Source organism: Azospirillum picis (genome assembly GCF_017876115.1).
GTDB classification, from domain to species: Bacteria; Pseudomonadota; Alphaproteobacteria; order Azospirillales; family Azospirillaceae; genus Azospirillum; species Azospirillum picis.
This window is the reverse complement of the sequence record NZ_JAGINO010000011.1, coordinates 26,774-45,830: the sequence shown is the minus strand read 5'-3', so window position 1 is coordinate 45,830 and position 19,057 is coordinate 26,774. Positions and strand designations below refer to the sequence as shown.

Sequence of the window (19,057 nt, the reverse complement as noted above, 5' to 3'; positions counted from 1 at the left end):
TCCAGCGAGGAGTTTCGCCATGATCCACTCGACCGCCACCGTGCCGGTAAACCCGGCCGGCGAGCCCAGGCTGACCCGCGACGAGGTCTGGCGGGGCCTGGTCCTGAAGGCCCGCGACGCCCGCCCGTTCCTGCCGGCCGGTCTCTGCACCCGCTGCGACGTCGTGGAAGAGAGCGCAACCCATTTCGTGCGTGACGCCACCATCGCCGGCATCGACCTGCGCGAGATCATCACGCTGGAACCGCAGCGCAAGGTCACCTTCTTCCAGGCCAGCGGCCCGCGCGAGGGGGCGATCGTCAACGAGCTGTTCGAGGACGAGGCGGGCGAACTCCGGCTCAGGTTCTACTGCCATCTCGGCCTGCGCGACACGGAACCGGACGGCCCGGAGGAGCGGGCCGAACAGGCACGGTTCGACAGCGACCAGGGCTACAAGGCCGCGCTCCTGTCGACGCTCAGGCGTACCCGCGAGCTGCTGGCCGAAGGCCGGCTTTGAAGGCCGCCGCCATGCGGTGGAAGGGGAAGGCGGAAGGCTTCAAGGGAAAGCTGTCCGGCGTCGCGAGGCATCAACCCCTGCCGAGTGCCGGGGGCGGTGAAGCCGGAACGCTGTTTCCAAAGGGAAGTCTTGAGAGTTGGTTGGGGGACTAGGATTCGAACCTAGGCTGGCGGAGTCAGAGTCCGCTGTCCTACCGCTAGACGATCCCCCAGACCGTCGCCGGGAAAGCCGGTCTCGCGGACCGCAGCTTGCCGGGGCAGCGCGCCGGTGTCCGGCGCGGGCGATGGTTTTGGACCAAATCGGCGGCGGCGTCAAGCGCCCTGTTTGAGCCGCCGTTTCCGCTGCCCGATGCGGCCGATTGCGCTGGCTCCCCGCCCCTGCCGGCGCAGGCCGGCTCAGGACCGGCGCCGCGCCTCGTCCAGCTCCTCCTGGATGGCGCGCGCCAGATCCTCGATGGGATAGGGCTTGGACAACACCCGCAGGGAGTCCACCGCCGCCAGATCCTCGCTGTAGCCGGTGGTCAGAAGGACGCCCAGCGACGGCCAGCGCCGCCGTGCCTCCCGCGCCAGGGAGATGCCGTTGATGGTCCCCGGCATGACCACGTCGCTGAACAGCAGGTCGACCGCCCCCTCCTCCAGCCGGCGCAGCGCCTCCTCGCCGGAGGCGGCACGTGTCACCCGGTAGCCGAGATCCTCCAGCGCCGCGGTCACCACCGGCGCCACCACCGGATCGTCCTCGACCAGCAGCACATGGGCGCCGCCGCCTGACGGCAACGCCGGGCGGGCGGCGCGGGAACTCGCCACCGCCGCCGCGTCGGCGCAGGGCAGCAGCAGGGACACGGTGGTGCCCTGCCCCACCGCGCTCTCCACCGTCGCGGTGCCGCCGGACTGGCGGCAGAAACCGTACACCTGCGCCAGCCCGAGCCCGGTCCCCTGCCCCACCGCCTTGGTGGTGTAGAAGGGTTCGAACACGCGGCCAACCGCCTCGGGCGGGATGCCGTGGCCGGTGTCGTGCACCCACACCCGGAGGAACCGCCCGGTCAGCCCGTGGCTTCCCCGAAGCTCGACGTTCGCCGCGCCGATCACCACCTCGCCGTCCGCCCTGACGGCGTCGCGGGCATTGGTCGCGAGGTTCAGAACCGCGAGGTCGAACTGGACCGGATCGGCCATCACCGGCCACAGTCCGGCCTGGAGCCTGAACTCCAGCCGGATGTCGGCGCGCAGCGCGCGGTCGAGGAGCAGGCGCATCCCGAGCAGCCGGTCGCGGGCATCGAACGCCTCCGGCTGCAGGCTCTGGCGGCGGGAAAAGGCCATCAACTGGCGGATCAGGCTGGCGCCGCGGTCGACCGCCTGGCGTCCGGCGTCGAGCACGGGCTCCACCCCCGCGACATGGCCGGCGCGCCGGCCGACGAGCTGAAGGCAGCTCGACATGGCCTGGAGCAGGTTGTTGAAGTCGTGCGCCATGCCGCCGGTAAGCTGGCCCACCGCCTCCATCTTCTGCGATTGCCGGAGCTGCTCCTCGGTCTTCCGGAGCATCTCGGTCTGCGCCCGTTCGTCGGTCACGTCGCGCGCCACGCAGAACATCAGGCCATCCGCCGGGGTGGCCGTCCAGGCAAAGCTGCGGTACTGGCCATCCCGCGAGCGGAACCGGTTCTCGAAGCGCAGCGTGTTGCCGCCGCCGGCCAGCTTGCGCACCTCGGCACGGGTCTTTTCGCGATCGTCGGGGTGCTCCATCCACTCCGACGTCCGGCCGAGCAGCTCCGCATCCGTCCAGCCGAGGATATCCGTCCAGGCCGGGCTCGCACTGACCCAGCGTCCGTCCGCGTCGGCGACGACGAACGGATCGCGCGACAGCCGCCAGAAGCGGTCGCGCTCGCGGGTGCGCTCCTCGACGCGGCGCTCCAGCGCCTCGTTGGCCTGGCGAAGCCGCTCGGCCGTTTCGCGGCGCAGGTCCGACAGTCGCAGCGCCCCTTCGACGCGGGCCAGCAGCTCGCGGGCACTGAAGGGTTTGACCAGATAGTCGTCCGCCCCGGCCTGCAACCCTTCGATCGCCGATTCCTCGCCGGCCCGCGCCGACAGCAGGATGATCGGCAGGTCCCTGGTGTCCGGGTGCCCGCGCAGAGCGGCGATCACGCCGAAGCCATCCAGGCGCGGCATCATCACGTCGGACAGCACGAGGTCCGGAGGCGCCGCCCGCGCCCGCTCCACCGCGGCAGCACCGTCGGCCACCGCCTCGACCCGGTAGCCGGCGGCGGTCAGCAGCCGCTCGACATAGGTCCGCATGTCGGTGTTGTCGTCGGCCAGCAGGACGGCCGCAGTCCGGGTCCGCTCGGGCACGGGGCCGCCGGGAGTGCCGGGGGCCCCGCAGGCCGGCGGCGGGGCGTCGCTCCGCGGCTCCTGGGGCAGCCATTGCAGGGCCTCGGCGACGAACGCGTCGGCACGGGTCGCCGTGGAGGCCATCGGCGGCTCCGCGCTACGGTCCCCGGCGGGAACATGCGCGTCGCCGAAGGGAAGCGTGACGGTCAGGCTGGTGCCATGGCCCACCCGGCTTTCGAGGGAGACGGCACCGCCATGCAACTGGATGAGGTCCTTCACCAGGGCCAAGCCGATGCCGGTACCCTCATGGGTCCGCCCACGCTGGCCTTCGATGCGGTGGAAGCGGTCGAACACGCGGTGCTGTTCCTCGGCCGGGATGCCGACGCCGGTGTCCGTCACCGTCAGCACGGCCCCCGCGTCGGAGGGCCGGACCGCCACCGTGACGCCGCCGCTCAAGGTAAATTTGAAGGCGTTGGACACCAGGTTGAGGACGATCTTCTCCCACAGGTCGCGGTCGATCCAGACCGGTTCCGGCAACGGCGGGCAGTCGATGCGGTAATCCAGGCCAGCCCGCTCCATGGCGGATCGGAAGCTGCTGGCCAGGTCGGCGGTGAAGGCCGCCAGATCGACCGGCTCGAAACGGGCCTTCATGCGCCCTGCCTCGATGCGGGCTACGTCGAGCAGCGCATTGACCAGACGCAGCAGACGCTGCCCGTTGCGGTAGACAAGGTCGAGCGCCCCGCGCTCGACCTGGACCGTCGCCCCGTCCTCCGCCCCTTCTTCCGCCGCGGCCCGCTGCAGCATGTCCTCCACCGGCCCGAGCATCAGGGTCAGCGGCGTGCGGAACTCGTGGCTGGCGTTGGAAAAGAAGGCCGTCTTGGCGCGGTCGAGCTCCGCCAGCATCTCGGCGCGGCGGCGCTCCTCCTCATAGGCCGCGGCGTTCATGATCGCGGCGGAGATGTGGCCGGCGGCGCGCTCGAACAGGGTGACGTAGGCGGCGTCGATCCGCCGGCGCGGGCTGATGCCGGTGACCAGGAAGCCGTGCGGCGCATCGGCACGGGCGCCGAGGATCGGCACGACGAGCGCCTGCTCCACCTCCTCCGGCCAGGGCGTCCCCGGCAGACGGCCGGCATGGCGGAGCGCCAGCCCCTCCACCGTCACCGTTCCCCCCGACGCCAGCGCCTTTTCAAAGGGCCAGGGCGACGGGTTGCCTTCGTGCATTACCCGGTCGGGCGCCAGATCCTCGGCGGGCGGCAGCCCCTCGCGGGCGACCAGATGCAGGGTCCCGCTCGACGGGTCACGCAGGTAGGCCAGCGAGAAGGGCGATTCCTCCGGCAGGGTTGCCAGGCAGCGGAGCGCCGCCTCGCAGGCCTCGGAGGCGGAGCGGGTCCGCGACGTCGCTTCCGAAACCCCGCGCAGCAGGCGCTCGCGCCGCTCGGCCAGCACGCGCTGGGTGGTTTCGGTGACGGCGGTGAAGATGCCCTCGACGGCACCGTCCTCCCCGCGCACCGGGCTGTAGCTGTAGTAGAAGTAGCACTCCTCGACATAGCCGTAGCGGTTGAGCGGCAGGAGCTGGTCGTCGGACCAGGTCGCCTCCCCGGTGGTCATCACATGGTCGAACATCGGGCCGATGATGTCCCAGATCTCCGCCCAGACCTCCCAGCCGGGCCGCCCGAGAGCCCAGGGGTGCTTGTTGCCCGGCACCGGGCTCCAGGCATCGTTGTAGATCAGGGCCCGTGTCGGTCCCCAATAGAGCACGATGGGGAAGCGCGAGCCGAGGCAGATTCCCACGGCCGAGCGCAACGCCGTGGACCAGCCTTCGATCGGCCCGAACGGCGTTTCCGCCCAGTTCTTCGCCCGGATCAGGGCGGCCATTTCGCCAGGACCGTTCAGGAAGGCCAGATTGGAATTTGCGGTCACGGGATCCCTGGGGCGGTCACTGCGGCGGGTGGGCCGATGGAGAGCAAGGCGCCGGAAGCGTGGCGGCGACGCCGGTGGCGGCGCGTTCCAACTCCGGGGCGATCGATGCCGTCATGGGTCCAGGTGCAGCCATGAAGCCATCAGAAACCAATCGCGCCACTCTGTCAATCCGCGCCGCGGACACTCCTCAAGAACTTCCATGTCGCGCTCAAGGAAATAATATTGCCAACTAAATGCATCATTATCGAAAGCAGAGGATATGAAAGCACAAGTCATGACGAACGACATGCAATGGCTTTCCGTCAACGATAAACCACCCTTCGGATCACTCCGGCAGCCGTGAACTTCCACGATGATGGCCGAGACATGGCTCTGCCGAAGTCATGCGCGGCAAGAGAACTCGGCGAAACGGACTATCCGTTGCCGCGGCGGATGGGCCGCCATAGTCGGATCGTCACACGGCGGCAGCCTGCCGATGCAACACGCATTGAGTTTATTCTCATAACTCTCATAACCGAAACCGAGATCAGGATTATTGCACTTTCTCCTGTCCAGTGCAGCGGCGCTTTCCGACCAGGGCCACATGCCTTGCAGCCGGCAGGCGAGCGGGCCAGCGTCGGAGAAGAAGGCCCGCCGGCTTACGTGGGCGAACCGACCCGCTCGATCTTTGCCGGGATGCCCTGGCGCACCGCGGTCCCGGCCACCGGATCGACCCAGACCGAGGCACCCGGCCGCGTCGGGTCGGCGAGGCCGAGGTCGTTCAGGTTGACGCCGGCGGCGATTCCCGGCACCTCGGGCTGGCGGCGGTCGCCGATCACATGGGCGCGGGCACCGTATTCCTTGTGGCCGAACCCATGTTCGACCGCCAGGACGCCCGGCATGACGCCGTGGCGGACGATGGCGGTCGCCAGTTCCGCACCGCCGGGGGTCGCGATGCGGATGCGGTCGCCGGTTTCGATGCCCAGCCGCCCGGCATCCTCGGCATTCACGCCGACCGGATTTTCCGGATGCAGGTGGCGCAGCCGGGTCGCCCCGATGGTGTAGGCGCTGACCAGCACCGATTTCGAACTGACGAGCTGGAACGGCCAGTCCTCCGGCTTGTGGACGTCGCCGACGGGCGTGCCGTCGGCGAAGACCGCGGGCATCCAGGACGCCGTCCCCGGCCAGCGCCGCCCGGTGATGCTGCTCTTCGATGTCCCGACCGCCTCGTTGTAGACCTGAAGCGGTTTGGCGAAGCGCTGGGCCGCCCTGTCGCCCTCGAAGCCTTCGGCCTGGTTCTGGTAGCGGCCGCCACGGGCGAGGATGAAGGCGACCTTGCGCCATTCCTCCGGCTTCAGCGTCGCCTTCAGGGCGGGAAGCAGGCGGCCGACGCCGGAGAAGGCGATGTCCTCGTCGCCGGCATCCGGCACCGGCTGCTTGCCCAGCCAGGCGACGTTGGCGCCGGCGCGCAGGTGCCAGTCCTCCGCCGTCTCCAGCGGATACCGGTTGCCGTCCATATCCTCGATGGCGCCGGGGCCGAAACCCGGCAGGCCGAGGCGCTCGGCCAGCGCGATCAGGAACGGCTCCAGCTGGATAGGCTGGCCGTCCGGCAGCTTGTCGGTGCGCGGCACCAGCACCGGCCAGCGCGCCGTGGTCATCTTGGTCGGCACCCCGCCCCAGGCGGAGGTCCAGCCCCAGGTCTCGTAGAGCACGGTGTCGGGCACGATGTAGTCGGCGAGCGCCGTGCTCTCGTTGATGAAGGGGTCGATGGCGACGACCAGGGGCACCGTTTTCGGGTCGGCGAGGTGCCGGGCGAAGCGGTGGGCGCCGGGGATGCCGTAGACCGGGTTGGCGTTCCACAGCAGCAGCGCCTTCACCGGATAGGGGTAGCCGTCGGCGATGCCGCTGGACATCCATTCCGTGGTGAGGCCGGGAGCGGTCGGGTACCAGGGCGCCTTGGCCGGATAGGCCCTGCCGGCCTGCTTCGCCGCCTTGAACTCCGCCGTCTTCTCGTAGGGCACGTTGCGGCCGAGCGGGATGCCCGCCGGCTTCACCTGGCCGGGGAAGCCGGCGAGCCGGTAGCGGGGCCCGTCGCCGCCCTCCGGGAAGCGCCCGCCGCCGACGATGGTGCCGCCCTTCCAGTTCAGGTTGCCGAGCAGCGTGTTGATGGTGACGACGGCGAAGGCGTTGTAGAAGCCACTGCCCGACATCATGCCGCCATGCGCGTTCACCGCCGCCTTCTTGCCGTGGCTGGTCAGTTCGCGCGCCAAGCCGGCGATCACGTCTGCCGGCACGCCGCAGGCGTCCGCATAGGCCCCCAGGTCCAGCCGCATCGCCTCCTCGCGCAGCAGCGTCAGGCCGGTCTTCACGGCGAGGTCGCCGGCCGGCGTCGGTACGCCGCCGTCATGGAACAGGGTGGCCGCCGCCGCCGCATCATGGGCGGCCGGGGCGCCGGTGGCGGGATCGAGGACGACGAAGGCGTCCCGGTCGCCGTAGCGCTCCTTGTCGTCCAGAGTCACCCAACCCATGTCGGAGGCGCGCAGCAGGCGCCCCTCGCGCGGGTGGCCCGCCTGCACGACGACCAAGTGGGTGGCGTTGCACCAGCCGGCCTCCCCTGCCGCCTCCGCCGCCTTGCCATTGGGCTGGGACAGGTATTTCGCGTCGATGCGGTCGTTCTCGAACATCCATCGGATGATGCCCATGGCGAAGGCGCCGTCGGTGCCGGGACGGATCGGGATCCAGCCGGCGCGCTCCCCCGCCGCCGCGGCCCGGGCGTTGGTCAGCACCGGGTCGACGACGACGTAGCGCAGGGCGCCGTCGGTGCGCGCCTTGGCGACCAGGGTCGCCTGCCGCTTGAACGGGTTGCCGGCATTGGAGGGGGCGGTGCCGATGAAGACCACGAACTCGGCGTTGGCGATGTCCGGCTTGGCGTGCGGCTGCTTCTTGGTGTCGCCGAACACCGCCCCCGAGCCGGCGCGGTAGGCACCGCCGCAGTAGGAACCGTGGCCGACATAATTGATGCTGCCGTAAGCCTGCTGGAAGAAGCGCTGCGCCAGCGACTCCCGCCCGTCGGGCACGCCGGTGACCAGGGCCACCTGGTTGACCCTGGGGCCGAGTTCCGGCGCGGCCGGGTCGATCGGGGTCTTGAGGTCGCGCAGGGCCGCGAGCCCCTCCACCGGCCCTTCGCCGAACAGGTCGCCGCCGTCGCACACCTCGCGGACCAGCCGGTCGAAGGGGATCGGCTCCCACCGGCCCGAGCCGCGCGGGCCGACGCGCTTCAACGGCGTGGTGACGCGGAAGGGCGACGTGACGTTCTCCAGCACCGCGTTGCCGCGCCCGCATGCGGTCGAGCGGCCGTTCAGGCCCTTCTCCTGGAAGCGGGACAGCGCCTTGAAGCTCTCCTTCACCGGGGTGCCGTAGGGCAGGAAGGGATCGGTCGACATCGGCGTGTAGGGATTGCCCGCCACGCGCAGCACCCGGTTCCGCTCGGTGTCCACCCGCACCCGGACCCCGCACAGGGTGGTGCAGCCGATGCAGCCGGTGTAGGCGACGATCTGGCCCGGCGTCGGCACGATGTCGCCGCTCGCCGGGTCGACGCGGAACTCCGGCTTGGGCGCATTGCCGGAGACCGCGTTCTCCGGCTTCCCGCCGGCCCAGGCGCCCTTCACGAGCTTGCGGCCGGTTTCGGAGAAGCCGGCGGCGAAGGCGGCGAGCGCCCCGCCGGCGGCGGTGGTCTTCAGGAGGAGGCGACGGGGGATCGACATGGCGGTGTCTCCGGTGGTCCGGCGGGCGGTCTATTCGGCGGCGATGGGATGGGGCATGCCGGGCGCGGCACGGCGCGGGATCGGCAGGACGGCGGTGACGGCGAGCAGCAGGAACATCCACAGCCCGGCGGTGCCGACGATGCCGAGCACCCCGTCCGGACCGGCGGGAAGCGCATACTCGTAGAAGCCGGCGCCGGTCTTCGGCACGGTCTGCCCGCCGATGAAGACGGTCCAGCGGAACATCCAGGCGCCATGCACGGCGACCAGCCCGGTCAGCAGGCCGGTGCCGGCGGGCTTGGCAACGGCGATGGCGAAGGGCAGCACGGTGGCGGCGACCGCCCAGACGGCGGTGACCCGCCACGCCTCCGACCCGGCGACGCTGCGCAACGCCTCGGCATGCGTCGGTTCCAGCCCGGACAGGCCGAGCGCCAGCCACAGTGCGCCGACCAGCATCACCGCGCCCAGGGCGGCGGCCAGCAGGCGGTTCGCCCGCACCTCGACGTCACGGTCGCCGTCCGCGGCGAAGCGGTTCAGCAGGAGCACCAGGCCGGCGGCGCCGGCCAGCGCGGTGGCGAGGAACTGGACGGGCAGGAACGGCGTGTGCCAAAGCGGGCGCGCCCTGACGACGGCGACCTCGCTGCCGGTATAGAGCGCGACCAGCAGGGATGCGGCGAGGGCGACGAGCCCGGCGGTGCGGATCAGCCGGTCGTCGCGCCCACCGCCCAGGGCGGCCAGTCGATAGAGCGCGGCGAGGCGGCTGTCGACGCGGCCCTGTTCGTGCAGCTCCTCGCGCAGGCAGGCCCAGCCGTAGACCAGCAGCGCCGTCACATAGAGCGGGATGATGATGGAGCCCCACCACATCCAGGAGGTCGGGCGGAACACCACGTAGAAATGCCAGAAGCGGCCGGGCTGGTGCAGGTCGGACAGCAGGGCGACCGGCGCCGCCAGCCCGCAGGTCAGCGCCGCCAGCAGGGCGACGCGGCCCAGCTTGCGCCAGCCCGCGCGGGCGAAGGCGTAACCCGGCAGGCTGAGCAGCAGGCCGCCGACCGACAGGCCGATCAGGAAGAAATACTGCACGGCCCAGGGGAGCCACGCGACCTCGCGGGTCACGTTGATGACCTCGACGATGCTGGTGTCCATCATGCGTGCTCCTTCGCGGCTCGCGGTTCGGCATGCGCTTCATCGACGCGGTACCCGTCGTCGTGTTCAGCGGCGGCGCTCGGGCGCCACAGGGTCGGGGTGCCGTCGACCTTGCCCTGGAACTTGGGATCGAGGCCGATGTAGAAGACGCGCGGCTGGGTGCCCTGCTCGGGCTTCAGCACCTTCGGCGCCTGGTCGCGGACCAGCGCCGACACCGTGCTGCCGGGGTCGTTCAGGTCGCCGAAGATGCGCGCACCGCCGACACAGGTCTCGACGCAGGCGGGCAGCAGCCCCGCCTCGACGCGGTGGACGCAGAAGGTGCATTTGTCGGCGGTCTGGGTTTCGTGGTTGATGAAGCGCGCATCGTAGGGACAGGCCTGGACGCAATAGGCGCAGCCGACGCACACCGTGTTGTCGACCACCACGATGCCGTCCCGGCGCTGGTAGGTCGCGCCGGTGGGGCAGACCGGGATGCAGGGCGGGTCCTCGCAGTGGTTGCACAGCCGCGGCAGCATGTAGGTCCCGCTCCGCCCCTCCTCGGTCACCTCGTAGGTCGAGACGATGGTGCGGAAGCTGTTTTCGGGGACGTCGTTCTCCATGATGCAGGCCACCGTGCAGGCTTGGCAGCCGACGCATTTGCGCACGTCAACCACCATGCCCCAGCGGTGCGCCGGATCGCCGCCCTGCCGCGTGGCGGCCGCCTCCGCCGGGACGGGCGGGAGCGTGGCCGCCCCCGCCGTGGCGGCGCCGACGCCGAGGCAGAAGTTGCGCCGTGACTGATCCATGACTGGCCCCTTCGCACCTGTTCGCTGGCGCCCGCCAGTCGGCGGTTGCCGTGGTGTGAAGGTATCCGGCGGGCTCCCGCCCCTCCCACTGGGAGGTTTCCTAGACTTTCTAGGATCTTCCCCAGTGACGACATGTCGCGGCCGCGGGGGGATCGCCCCGCAGGGCGAGGCTTCACTCCGCCTCGATGAGCAACCGCGTCAGGTCGGCGACCGAGCCGACCTCGAGCTTTTCCATCACGTTGTGGCGGTGGACCTCGACCGTCTTGGGACTGAGGTTGATCTCCGCGGCGATCACCTTGTTGAGCTTGCCCGCCACCACGAGATCGGCGACCTGCCGCTCGCGGGGCGTCAGGCGCGCCAGCAGCGAGCGGAGGCCGGCCTTGCGGGCATGCGCGGCCCAGGCGCGCGTCGACGTCTCCAGCGCCTCGTGGACGCGATCGAGCAGGATCTGGTCGTTGAACGGCTTCTCGATGAAATCGACGGCCCCGCCGCGGAAGGCGCGGGCCGCCATCGGCACGTCGCCGTGGCCGGTGATGACGACGACGGCCAGCATCGAGCCGGCGCGCGCGAGCGTGTCCTGCAGCTCCAGCCCGCTCATCCCCGGCATGCGGACATCGGTGACGAGGCAGCCGGGCCGCTCGGGACGGACGGCATGCAGGAACTCCTCGCCGGACCCGAAGCACTCGACGGGAACCCCGAGCGCGCCGATCAGCCATGCCAGCGAATGCCGCATCGCGGGGTCGTCATCGACGACATAGACGGTCCGGGCAATGTCGGCGGGTTTCGGATCAGCGGTCATCGCGGTGCTCCTCGGTCGTGGCGGGCAGCACGAACCGCATCACGGTGCCGCCACCGGGATTGTCGCTCGCCCACAGGTGGCCGCCATGGGCCTCCACGATGGTCCGGCAGATCGACAGCCCCAGACCCATGCCGCCCGGCTTGGTGGTGAAGAATGGCTCGAACAGGCGCGCCTTGGCGTCGGCCGCCAGCCCGTGGCCGCGGTCGGCCACCGCGACCTCGACCCGCCCCTCCCGGTCCCGTCCGGTGCGGATGCTCACGACGCGGACGGCGTCGCCCGCACCGCCGGGCTTCGTGTCCGCCATCGCGTCCAGCGCGTTCTTGACCAGGTTCAGGATGACCTGCTCGATCTGGACGCGGTCGGCAAGCACGGGCGGCAGGTCGCCGGCGAGACTGAGGGTGATGGCGGCGCTGTCGGTGCGCGCCTGCCCCTCGCACAGGGCAACGGCGGCATGGACGCCGTCGTTGACATCCATCGGTTCCGGCTGCGGCGCGCGCTTGCGCACGAAGTTGCGGATGCGCGCGATGATCTGCCCGGCCCGCTCGGCCTGCTCCGCGATGGCCCGCGTGGCCCCCGCCAGTTGGGCCGGGTCGCCGGTTCCGGCCTCCAGGCGCCGGGTACAGCCGCGGGCGTAGTTGGAGATGGCGCCGAGCGGCTGGTTGAGCTCATGAGCCAGGTTGCTGGCCATTTCGCCGAGGATGGACAGGCGGGCGATGTGGTCCATGTCCTTCTGCCGCTCGCGGGCGACCTCCTCCGCCCGCCGGCGCTCCGCCATCTCATGGCGGAGGCCGCGGTTGGCGGCATGGAGCTCCGCGGTGCGCACCTTGATCAGGTGCTCCACCCGCAGCGAATGGATCGCCCACCACAGCAGCGCCAGGGCCGCGACGGCGAGCCACTGCCAATGCTCCCGGGCGATGTCGACCAGCGACAGCTCGCGCAGGTAACGGTAAGGCCCGATGCGCAGGGAGCGGAAGAGGGCGTGGACGGGCTGGTAGTCGAGCGGCACCGTCCAGCCGGCATAGCCGCCGGCCGCAGCCGCCGGGTCGTTCGCGGGCATCTGGAACAGGGCGACGGCAACCGCCTTCGCCAGCGTCTCCGGCGTCGAGGCGAGCCGGGCGAGCGGCCAGTCGGGATAGAGGTCCGTGGATACGGAACAGCCGAAGCCGGGAGGAGCCTTCGGCGCCAGAACCCGGAACCGGCCGGGATCGATCCGCCCTTCGGCGGCGAGTTCCTCCAGCAGGCAGGCGCGCAGCACGCCGACGTCGCTGTCGCCATCGCGCACCGCGAAGGCGATGCGATCCAGGGGAAAGCCGGAGAAGCGGAGCTCCTTCAGGTCGCGATAGGGATCGATCCCGGCCTTGACCATCTCGCCCCAGGCGACCTGGAAGCCGCCGAAGGCGTCGGGATCGCTGGCCAGGACCGTCCGCCCCTTGAGATCGGCGAGGTCCCGGATATCGGCGCGGTCGGCGCGGACGATCAGCGCCGAGCCGACCGACGCGCCGGAGGTTCCGGTCCGGGAGGATTGGAGGGTGGCGATGCGGGCGATGCCGTGCCGCGCCTCGAGCTCGACATAGTTGCCGGTGTTGGTCAGGACGAAATCGACGGTACGCCCCTGTACCGCCTCCTCCATGCCCGGCAGGTCCAGCGGCACCATCTCCGCGCCGCGGTCGGGAAAGCGCCCGGCCAGATAGCGGATGGTCGGCTCCCAAACGGCGTTCGCATGGTCGCCGCCGCGATAGGCCAGCACGGCGACCCGGATCGGCGGCAGGGGCGGCGACATCGAGGCCGATGTGGCTCCGACGGGGTGGCAAACGGTCAGGACGACCGCCGCGATGAGCACGCGGAGAGCGGAGCGCGGGACCATGGGGAACGCTCCGGCCATCCGGCCGCCCAGTCCGTATCCGTTCCTGGCCATCCTCAAAGCCGACCTCGATCCACGTCCATCTGCGGTGGGCACCCGACGTTCCACGGGCGGAGGATGCCGTCACGGCGGAGCCGCGCCAAGCGCCGCCGCAGCATGGATAGCGCCCGGCGGCCGGGACGGCTCTGATGCAGGTCAAGCTGAGCCCATCGGCCGTCCAAGACCGGTGAACGAAGACCGGTGGAGGGCGCTGCCGCAGGGCCGACGCACGGCAGCGCCCCCCGCTCAGTCGTACTGCGTCGGACGGCGACCGCGCGGAGCCGCGAAGGGCGAGATCGACCGGTGCAGGAAGCGGCCGTCGCCCGCCTTGCCGGTCTGGACGCCCTTGTCGATGATGACCTTTCCGCGCAGCAGGACGGTTTCCGGCCAGCCCGTCACCTCCATCCCCTCATAGGGCGTGTAGTCGGCGCCGTGATGCATCAGATCCTGGGTGATCGTCACCGTCCTGTCGGGATCCCACAGCACGATGTCCGCGTCTGCCCCGATGGCGATGCTGCCCTTGCGCGGGGCGAGGCCGTACATGCGGGCATGGTTGGTGGCCGTCAGGGCGACGAACTCCTGCAGGGATATCCGCCCCTTTCCCACCCCTTCCGAGAACAGGATCGGCAGGCGGACCTCGACGCCGGGGATGCCGTTGGGGACCCATTTGAACGCCGTCCGCTCACCCTGCTTCTTCTTGCCGGCAGGGCTGTCGAAGCGGAACGGGCAATGGTCGGAGGAGAAGACGGAGAAGAGGCCGGACTGAAGGCCGGTCCAGCAGGCCTCCTGGCTTTCCCTGTCCCGCGGCGGCGGGCTGCAGACGTATTTCGCCCCCTCCATGTTCAAACCCTTCAGGTCCTCGGCCGTGAGTGTCAGGTACTGGGTGCAGGTCTCGGCATACACCTTCAGGCCGCGGCTTTGCGCCCAGCGGATCTGTTCGATCGCGTCGGCGGAGGAGACGTGGACGATCATGATCGGCACGTCCACGATCTCGGCGAAGGAGATGGCGCGGTGGGTCGCCTCGCGCTCGACCGGGATCGGCCGGGATTCGGCGTGGTAGTAGGGGTCGGTGCGGCCGGCACGCTCCAGCCGCTCCGTCAGGAACTTGATGGCGTCGTAGCCTTCGGCATGGACCATCACCAGCGCCTTCTCGCGCCGGGCCATGTCGAACACCTCCAGAAGCTCGCGGTCGTTCAGCTTCAGGTCGTCATAGGTCATGAAGACCTTGAACGAGGTGTAGCCGTCCTGGACCAGGGCGGGCAGTTCCTGGCCCAGCACCTGCTCGGTGGGGTCGGAGATGATGAGATGGAAGGAATAGTCGGTCAGGCACTGGCCTTCCGCCCGCGCGTGGTAGGCCTGGACCGCGGCGCGCAGCGACCGGCCCTTGGGCTGCAGCGCGAAGGGGATGACCGTCGTGTTGCCGCCGAAGGCGGCCGACAGGGTTCCGCTGCGGAAATCGTCGGCCATGACGGTGCCGTCGTCCCCGTCCTGCGCGATGTGGACGTGGCTGTCGATGCCGCCCGGCATCACGAGCTTGCCGGCGGCGTCGAGCACCGGGCCGGAGGCGTCCAGCCGTTCGGCCAGGGCCACGATGCGGCCATCCTTGATGCCAATGTCGCAGCGGCTGACGTCGGCGGCCGTGACCACCGTGCCGTTGCGCACCACCAGATCGAACTCAGCCATGTGCCTTATCCCGTTCCAGTTGTGATCGGCTGATCGCCGCTGCGCTCACCGCCCCTGCGGCATGGCCCGGCCGAGCGCCTCTACGAGACGGTCGACTTCGTCGAGCGTGTTGTAGTGAACAAGCGACACGCGGATCACGCCGTTCACCGCGGCCAGCCCCAGCTTCTCGATCAGGCGCCGGGCGTAGAAATCGCCGAAGCGGATGCCGATCATCGCGGAGTCGACGGCGCTCACCACCTCGTCGGACCGCCGCCCGTCGACCACGAAGCTGATGGTCGGAACCCGCAGGCCCCGGTCGGCCGCGGAGTGGCCGACGATCCTCACGTCCTTGCGCCGGCGCAGGTAGGAGAGCAGCCGTTCGGCAAGCGCCTCCTCGTGGGCGGCGATGGCGTCGAAGGCGGCCTCGATCCTCGCCCGGCGCGAACCGGCGGCACCGCAGCGCTCCCCCAGTTCCGCGAGGTAGTCGACGATGCCGGTGCAGCCGACGGCCAGTTCGTAATTCACGTTGCCGGGCTGGAGCTTGTAGGGGATCACCGAGCGGTCGATGAAGTAGTGGTTCAGGCTGGGCAGCGCCGCCAGGTGCTCGTGCTTGCCGTAGAGAACGGCGAAATGCGGCCCATAGACCTTGTAGAAGCTGAAGACGTAATAGTCGACGTCCCATCCCGCCACGTCCACGGCACGGTGCGGGGCATAGGCGACGGCGTCCACCAGCAGCCTGGCGCCGTGCCGGTGGACCAGCCGGGCGATGTCGGCCACCGGGTTGATGGTGCCGAGGATGTTCGAGGCATGGGTGACGCAGACGAGCCGCGTGCGCCCGTTCAGCAGGCGGTCCAGGTCGTCCAGCGACAGCTCCAGGCTGTCGGGGCGGACGGCCCAGGTCCGGATGACGGCGCCCCTCTCCTCCAGCTTGCGCCAGGGGCCGATGTTGGCCTCGTGATCGCAGTCGGTGACGACGATCTCGTCGCCGGGCTGGATGCCCCCGGCCATCGCCGCGGACAGGGTGTAGAGCAGGGCCGTCGTGCTCGGCCCCATGACCACCTCGTCCGGCCGGGCGGCACCGATCAGCTCGGCGACCTGGGCGTGGGCGTCCGCGACCCGCGCGCCGGACCGGCGCGACACGCCATAGCTGGCCCCGAGCTGGACGTTGCTGGTCAGCAGATAGTCCCGGATGCGGTCGGCGACGCGGGCCAGGGTCTGGGAGCCGCCGGCATTGTCCATGAAGGTCCAGTCGCCGGCGAGCGCCGGGAACTGGGAGCGGACAAAGGACAGGTCAAGCGGGGAGGACGACACGTTCGACACGGGTTCAGTTCCTTCGGTCAGGTCGCCGCGGCGTGGTCGGCGACCAGCAGCGGCACGGACAGGGAGACGACACGGCAGTCGGAATCGGGATCGGGAGCGCGCCACATCATCATGGCGAAGTCGGCGGTCTCGTCGAGAGCCACGAGCGGACAGTGCCAGACCCCGCCGGCATAGGTGATCGCCTGGTCGGGGCCGGCGATGAAGGCGCAGGCGGTCTCCGGGTCCGGCGCGCCGCCCGCGCCGGCGCGGGCGGCCACCACCAGGAAGCGTCCGCCGGTCATCGGCACGAAGGTCTGGGTGCTGAGCGGGTGCTGTTCCATCGCCGTCACGGCGAAGGGCAGGCGCGACGGCGTGAGACGGTAGAGCGCCAGCACCGGCGGCAGCGGGTCGCCGGCGAAGCCCAGCCCGTGCTCGGCGTCGTAACGGACGCCCCGCCCGTCATTGACCGGGGAGGGGCGGCCCCCGCCGGCGGCGAGCACCGTGCCGAAAGGCGCGAACGCTTCGGCGGTCAGCGGCACCGGCGGGATGATCCGGGGGGCGCTCAATGGTTCAGGACCGCTTGCAGGAAGGCGCGGGCACGCTCCTCCCTGGGCGCGGAGAAGAAGGCGTCCGGCTTCGCCTCCTCGACGATCTGGCCGCGCTCCATGAAGATCACGCGGTCGGCCACGCGCCGGGCAAACCCCATCTCATGCGTGACGACCAGCATGGTGACGCCGGTGCGGGCCAGCGACTGCATGACGTCGAGAACCTCGCCGACCATCTCCGGGTCGAGTGCCGAAGTCGGTTCGTCGAACAGCAGGATCCTGGGCTCCATCGCCAGCGCGCGGGCGATGGCGACGCGCTGCTGCTGGCCGCCGGACAACTGGCCGGGAAACTTGCCGGCCTGCTCGGCGATGCCGACGCGGGTCAGCAGTTCCATCGCCCGGTCCTCGGCGGCCTTCGGCGCCAGCTTGCGCACCCGGATCGGCGCCAACGCGACGTTGCGCAGCACGGTCATGTGGGGAAACAGGTTGAAGCTCTGGAACACCATCCCGACCTCGCTGCGCACGGCCGCCAGGTTGGGGCCGGGGCGGACGGCGACCTCGTCCACCACGACGGTTCCGGCGTCGTAGGTTTCCAGCAGGTTGATGCAGCGGATCAGGGTCGATTTCCCCGAGCCCGACGGCCCGAGCAGCACGACGACCTCGCCTTCCGCGACGTCGAGGTCGATGCCGGACAAGGCGCAGAAGCTGCCGTACATCTTGCGCAGGCCGCGGATGGAGATGATCGGCCGGGCGGACGGCGTGGGCCGGCCCGACCCGGATTGCCCCGCCTGCATATCGTTGCCCTGCATGTCAGCGGCGCTCCCTGGCAAAGTGTTTTTCCAGCGTCCCCACGGCGCGGACCATCGGCAGGAGCAGCAGCACATACATCGCGGCCGCACCGATCAGCGGCGTCGGGTTCGCCGCCAGGGCCTGGGCCTGGGTGGCCTGCTTCAGCAGGTCCGGCATCGCGACGACGGAGGCGAGTGCCGTGTCCTTCATCACATTGATGCAGTTGCTGGTCATCGGCGGAATGACGATGCGGACGGCCTGGGGCAGGACGATGTCCCCCATCATGCTCCAATAGGACAGGCCCAGCGCCTGGCTGGCCTCGAACTGGCCGCGGGGGATCGCCTGGATGCCGGCCCGCAGGATCTCGGCGCTGTAGGCCGCGCTGACCAGCGACAGGGCGGTGGTGGCCGACGCGAAGGGGGAAAGCCGCAGCCCGACGAAAGGCAAGGCGTAATAGACGATGACCAGGAGCACCAGGATGGGAATGGCGCGGAACAGGTCGATGTAGAGCACCCACAGCCCGCTCAGGGCCGGCGGGCCGTAAAGCCGCAGAAGGGCCAGGACCAGGCCGCCGACCAGGCCGAGCACGATGCTGAGAATGCCCAGCGTGAGCGTCGTCCCCAGCCCCATCAACAGGAGCGGCAGCGACTCCCACAGCACCCTTCCATTGAAGAAGGTGTCGATCAAATCCATGAGGGAATGTCCAGGCATGGGCTGGGTCCGGGCCGGAAGGACGCGGCCGGGATGAGATAGCCGGGAGGCAACGGCCGGGCAGGCGCGGCGCAGGCGCCGCGTGCCCGGCCATGGAGGTCCATTGGCGGGGAGACGAACCGCGCTCAGGACTTCTTCGGAATGTCGAGGACCTTGACGGTGCTGCCGTCGGCTTCGGGCTTCACGCCGAACCACTTCTCGTGCAGCGCGGCCAGCGTGCCGTCCTTCTTCATCGCGGTGATCTGCTCGTTGACGGACGGCAACAGCGGACTGTCCTTGGCGAGCATCACCGAATAGCGTTCGCCGGTCGGGATGCGCTGGGCGACTTTGAACTGCGGCTTGTCCTTGGTGTAATAGAGCAGGGCCGGAATGTCGCTGATGTAGCCGTCCAGGCGGCCGGCCCCGAGGTCGAGCATGGCCGGCTGCAGCCCCTCGAAGCGGCGGATGTCGCCGAAGCCGTATTTGGCTTGGTTCTGGGTGGCCCACATGTCGCCGGTGGAACCGGTATCGACCCCCAGCGACTTGCCCTTCAGGTCCTCGACGGACTTGTACGGCGTGTTCGCCCGCACGGTCAGGGACTGGTCGCTGTCATAATAGGGCTGGGCGAAGGATACGGATTCCAGACGCTTGTCGGTGATGGTGATCGACGAGATCGCCATGGCGATCCGCCCCGACTGAACGGCTGAGAACAGGCCGTTGAAGGGGATGTTGACGATCTCCACCGTCTTGCCGAGGCGCTTGGCCGCCTCGTTGACCACATCGATCTCGAATCCGACGAACGTGCCGGAGGCGTCCTGGAACTCCCACGGGACGTTGCCGATGTTGGCGCCGACGGCAAGGTCGGCGGCACGGGCCGGTGCGGCGCCCCAGACGGTGGCCGTCACCGCCGCCAGGAGGGCGAGCTTGAGAATCTGTCTGCGCATGGCTGTACCTGCGTCTCCCTGCATGAATGGAAG

13 protein-coding genes and 1 tRNA gene are annotated in these 19,057 nt (G+C 70.1%); 1 reads left to right on the top strand and 13 read right to left on the bottom strand.

The window, feature by feature from the left end:
- The first annotated feature begins 19 nt into the window (after positions 1 to 19).
- A complete protein-coding gene (locus J2850_RS16025) occupies positions 20 to 493 on the top strand; it encodes an SRPBCC family protein (RefSeq protein ID WP_209983402.1) in 474 nt (157 codons plus the stop codon).
- A gap of 137 nt (positions 494 to 630) precedes the next feature.
- Here the strand turns inward: J2850_RS16025 and J2850_RS16020 are convergent.
- The 13 genes from J2850_RS16020 to J2850_RS15960 form a co-directional block, all read right to left on the bottom strand.
- Positions 631 to 704 (bottom strand) — tRNA-Gln (locus J2850_RS16020).
- A gap of 184 nt (positions 705 to 888) precedes the next feature.
- Positions 889 to 4,728, bottom strand: a complete 3,840-nt coding sequence (locus tag J2850_RS16015) for an ATP-binding response regulator (protein ID WP_209983400.1) — start codon at positions 4,726 to 4,728, stop codon at positions 889 to 891.
- A 638-nt stretch (positions 4,729 to 5,366) separates the two neighbouring features.
- On the bottom strand, positions 5,367 to 8,471 hold the full coding sequence (locus J2850_RS16010; protein ID WP_209983398.1) for a molybdopterin dinucleotide binding domain-containing protein: 3,105 nt from the start codon (positions 8,469 to 8,471) through the stop codon (positions 5,367 to 5,369).
- 30 nt (positions 8,472 to 8,501) lie between these two features.
- Entirely contained in the window at positions 8,502 to 9,614 is a 1,113-nt protein-coding gene (gene nrfD, locus J2850_RS16005; protein ID WP_209983396.1) for an NrfD/PsrC family molybdoenzyme membrane anchor subunit, read from the bottom strand.
- Positions 9,611 to 10,396 (bottom strand): sulfate reduction electron transfer complex DsrMKJOP subunit DsrO, encoded by a 786-nt coding sequence (gene dsrO / locus J2850_RS16000; protein WP_209983394.1) that lies wholly within the window; start codon positions 10,394 to 10,396, stop codon positions 9,611 to 9,613. The genes nrfD and dsrO overlap by 4 nt, the downstream gene beginning before the upstream one ends.
- Positions 10,397 to 10,568: 172 nt before the next feature.
- Complete coding sequence (locus J2850_RS15995; RefSeq protein ID WP_209983392.1) at positions 10,569 to 11,195, bottom strand: response regulator transcription factor; 627 nt, start codon at positions 11,193 to 11,195, stop codon at positions 10,569 to 10,571.
- A complete protein-coding gene (locus tag J2850_RS15990; RefSeq protein WP_246513121.1) occupies positions 11,185 to 13,059 on the bottom strand; it encodes a sensor histidine kinase in 1,875 nt (624 codons plus the stop codon). Before J2850_RS15990 ends, J2850_RS15995 begins: the two co-directional genes overlap by 11 nt.
- A 282-nt stretch (positions 13,060 to 13,341) precedes the next feature.
- Complete coding sequence (gene hydA, locus J2850_RS15985) at positions 13,342 to 14,778, bottom strand: dihydropyrimidinase (RefSeq protein ID WP_209983390.1); 1,437 nt, start codon at positions 14,776 to 14,778, stop codon at positions 13,342 to 13,344.
- 45 nt (positions 14,779 to 14,823) lie between these two features.
- Entirely contained in the window at positions 14,824 to 16,077 is a 1,254-nt protein-coding gene (locus tag J2850_RS15980) for a cysteine desulfurase-like protein (RefSeq protein ID WP_209983388.1), read from the bottom strand.
- A gap of 17 nt (positions 16,078 to 16,094) precedes the next feature.
- Complete coding sequence (locus J2850_RS15975) at positions 16,095 to 16,622, bottom strand: ureidoglycolate lyase (protein ID WP_209983386.1); 528 nt, start codon at positions 16,620 to 16,622, stop codon at positions 16,095 to 16,097.
- Positions 16,619 to 17,410, bottom strand: coding sequence for an amino acid ABC transporter ATP-binding protein (locus tag J2850_RS15970; protein WP_211113946.1), 792 nt, complete (start codon positions 17,408 to 17,410; stop codon positions 16,619 to 16,621). The genes J2850_RS15975 and J2850_RS15970 overlap by 4 nt, the downstream gene beginning before the upstream one ends.
- Position 17,411: 1 nt before the next feature.
- Positions 17,412 to 18,083 (bottom strand): amino acid ABC transporter permease, encoded by a 672-nt coding sequence (locus tag J2850_RS15965; RefSeq protein ID WP_209983384.1) that lies wholly within the window; start codon positions 18,081 to 18,083, stop codon positions 17,412 to 17,414.
- A 143-nt stretch (positions 18,084 to 18,226) separates the two neighbouring features.
- Entirely contained in the window at positions 18,227 to 19,024 is a 798-nt protein-coding gene (locus J2850_RS15960) for an ABC transporter substrate-binding protein (RefSeq protein WP_209983382.1), read from the bottom strand.
- Positions 19,025 to 19,057: the final 33 nt, after the last annotated feature.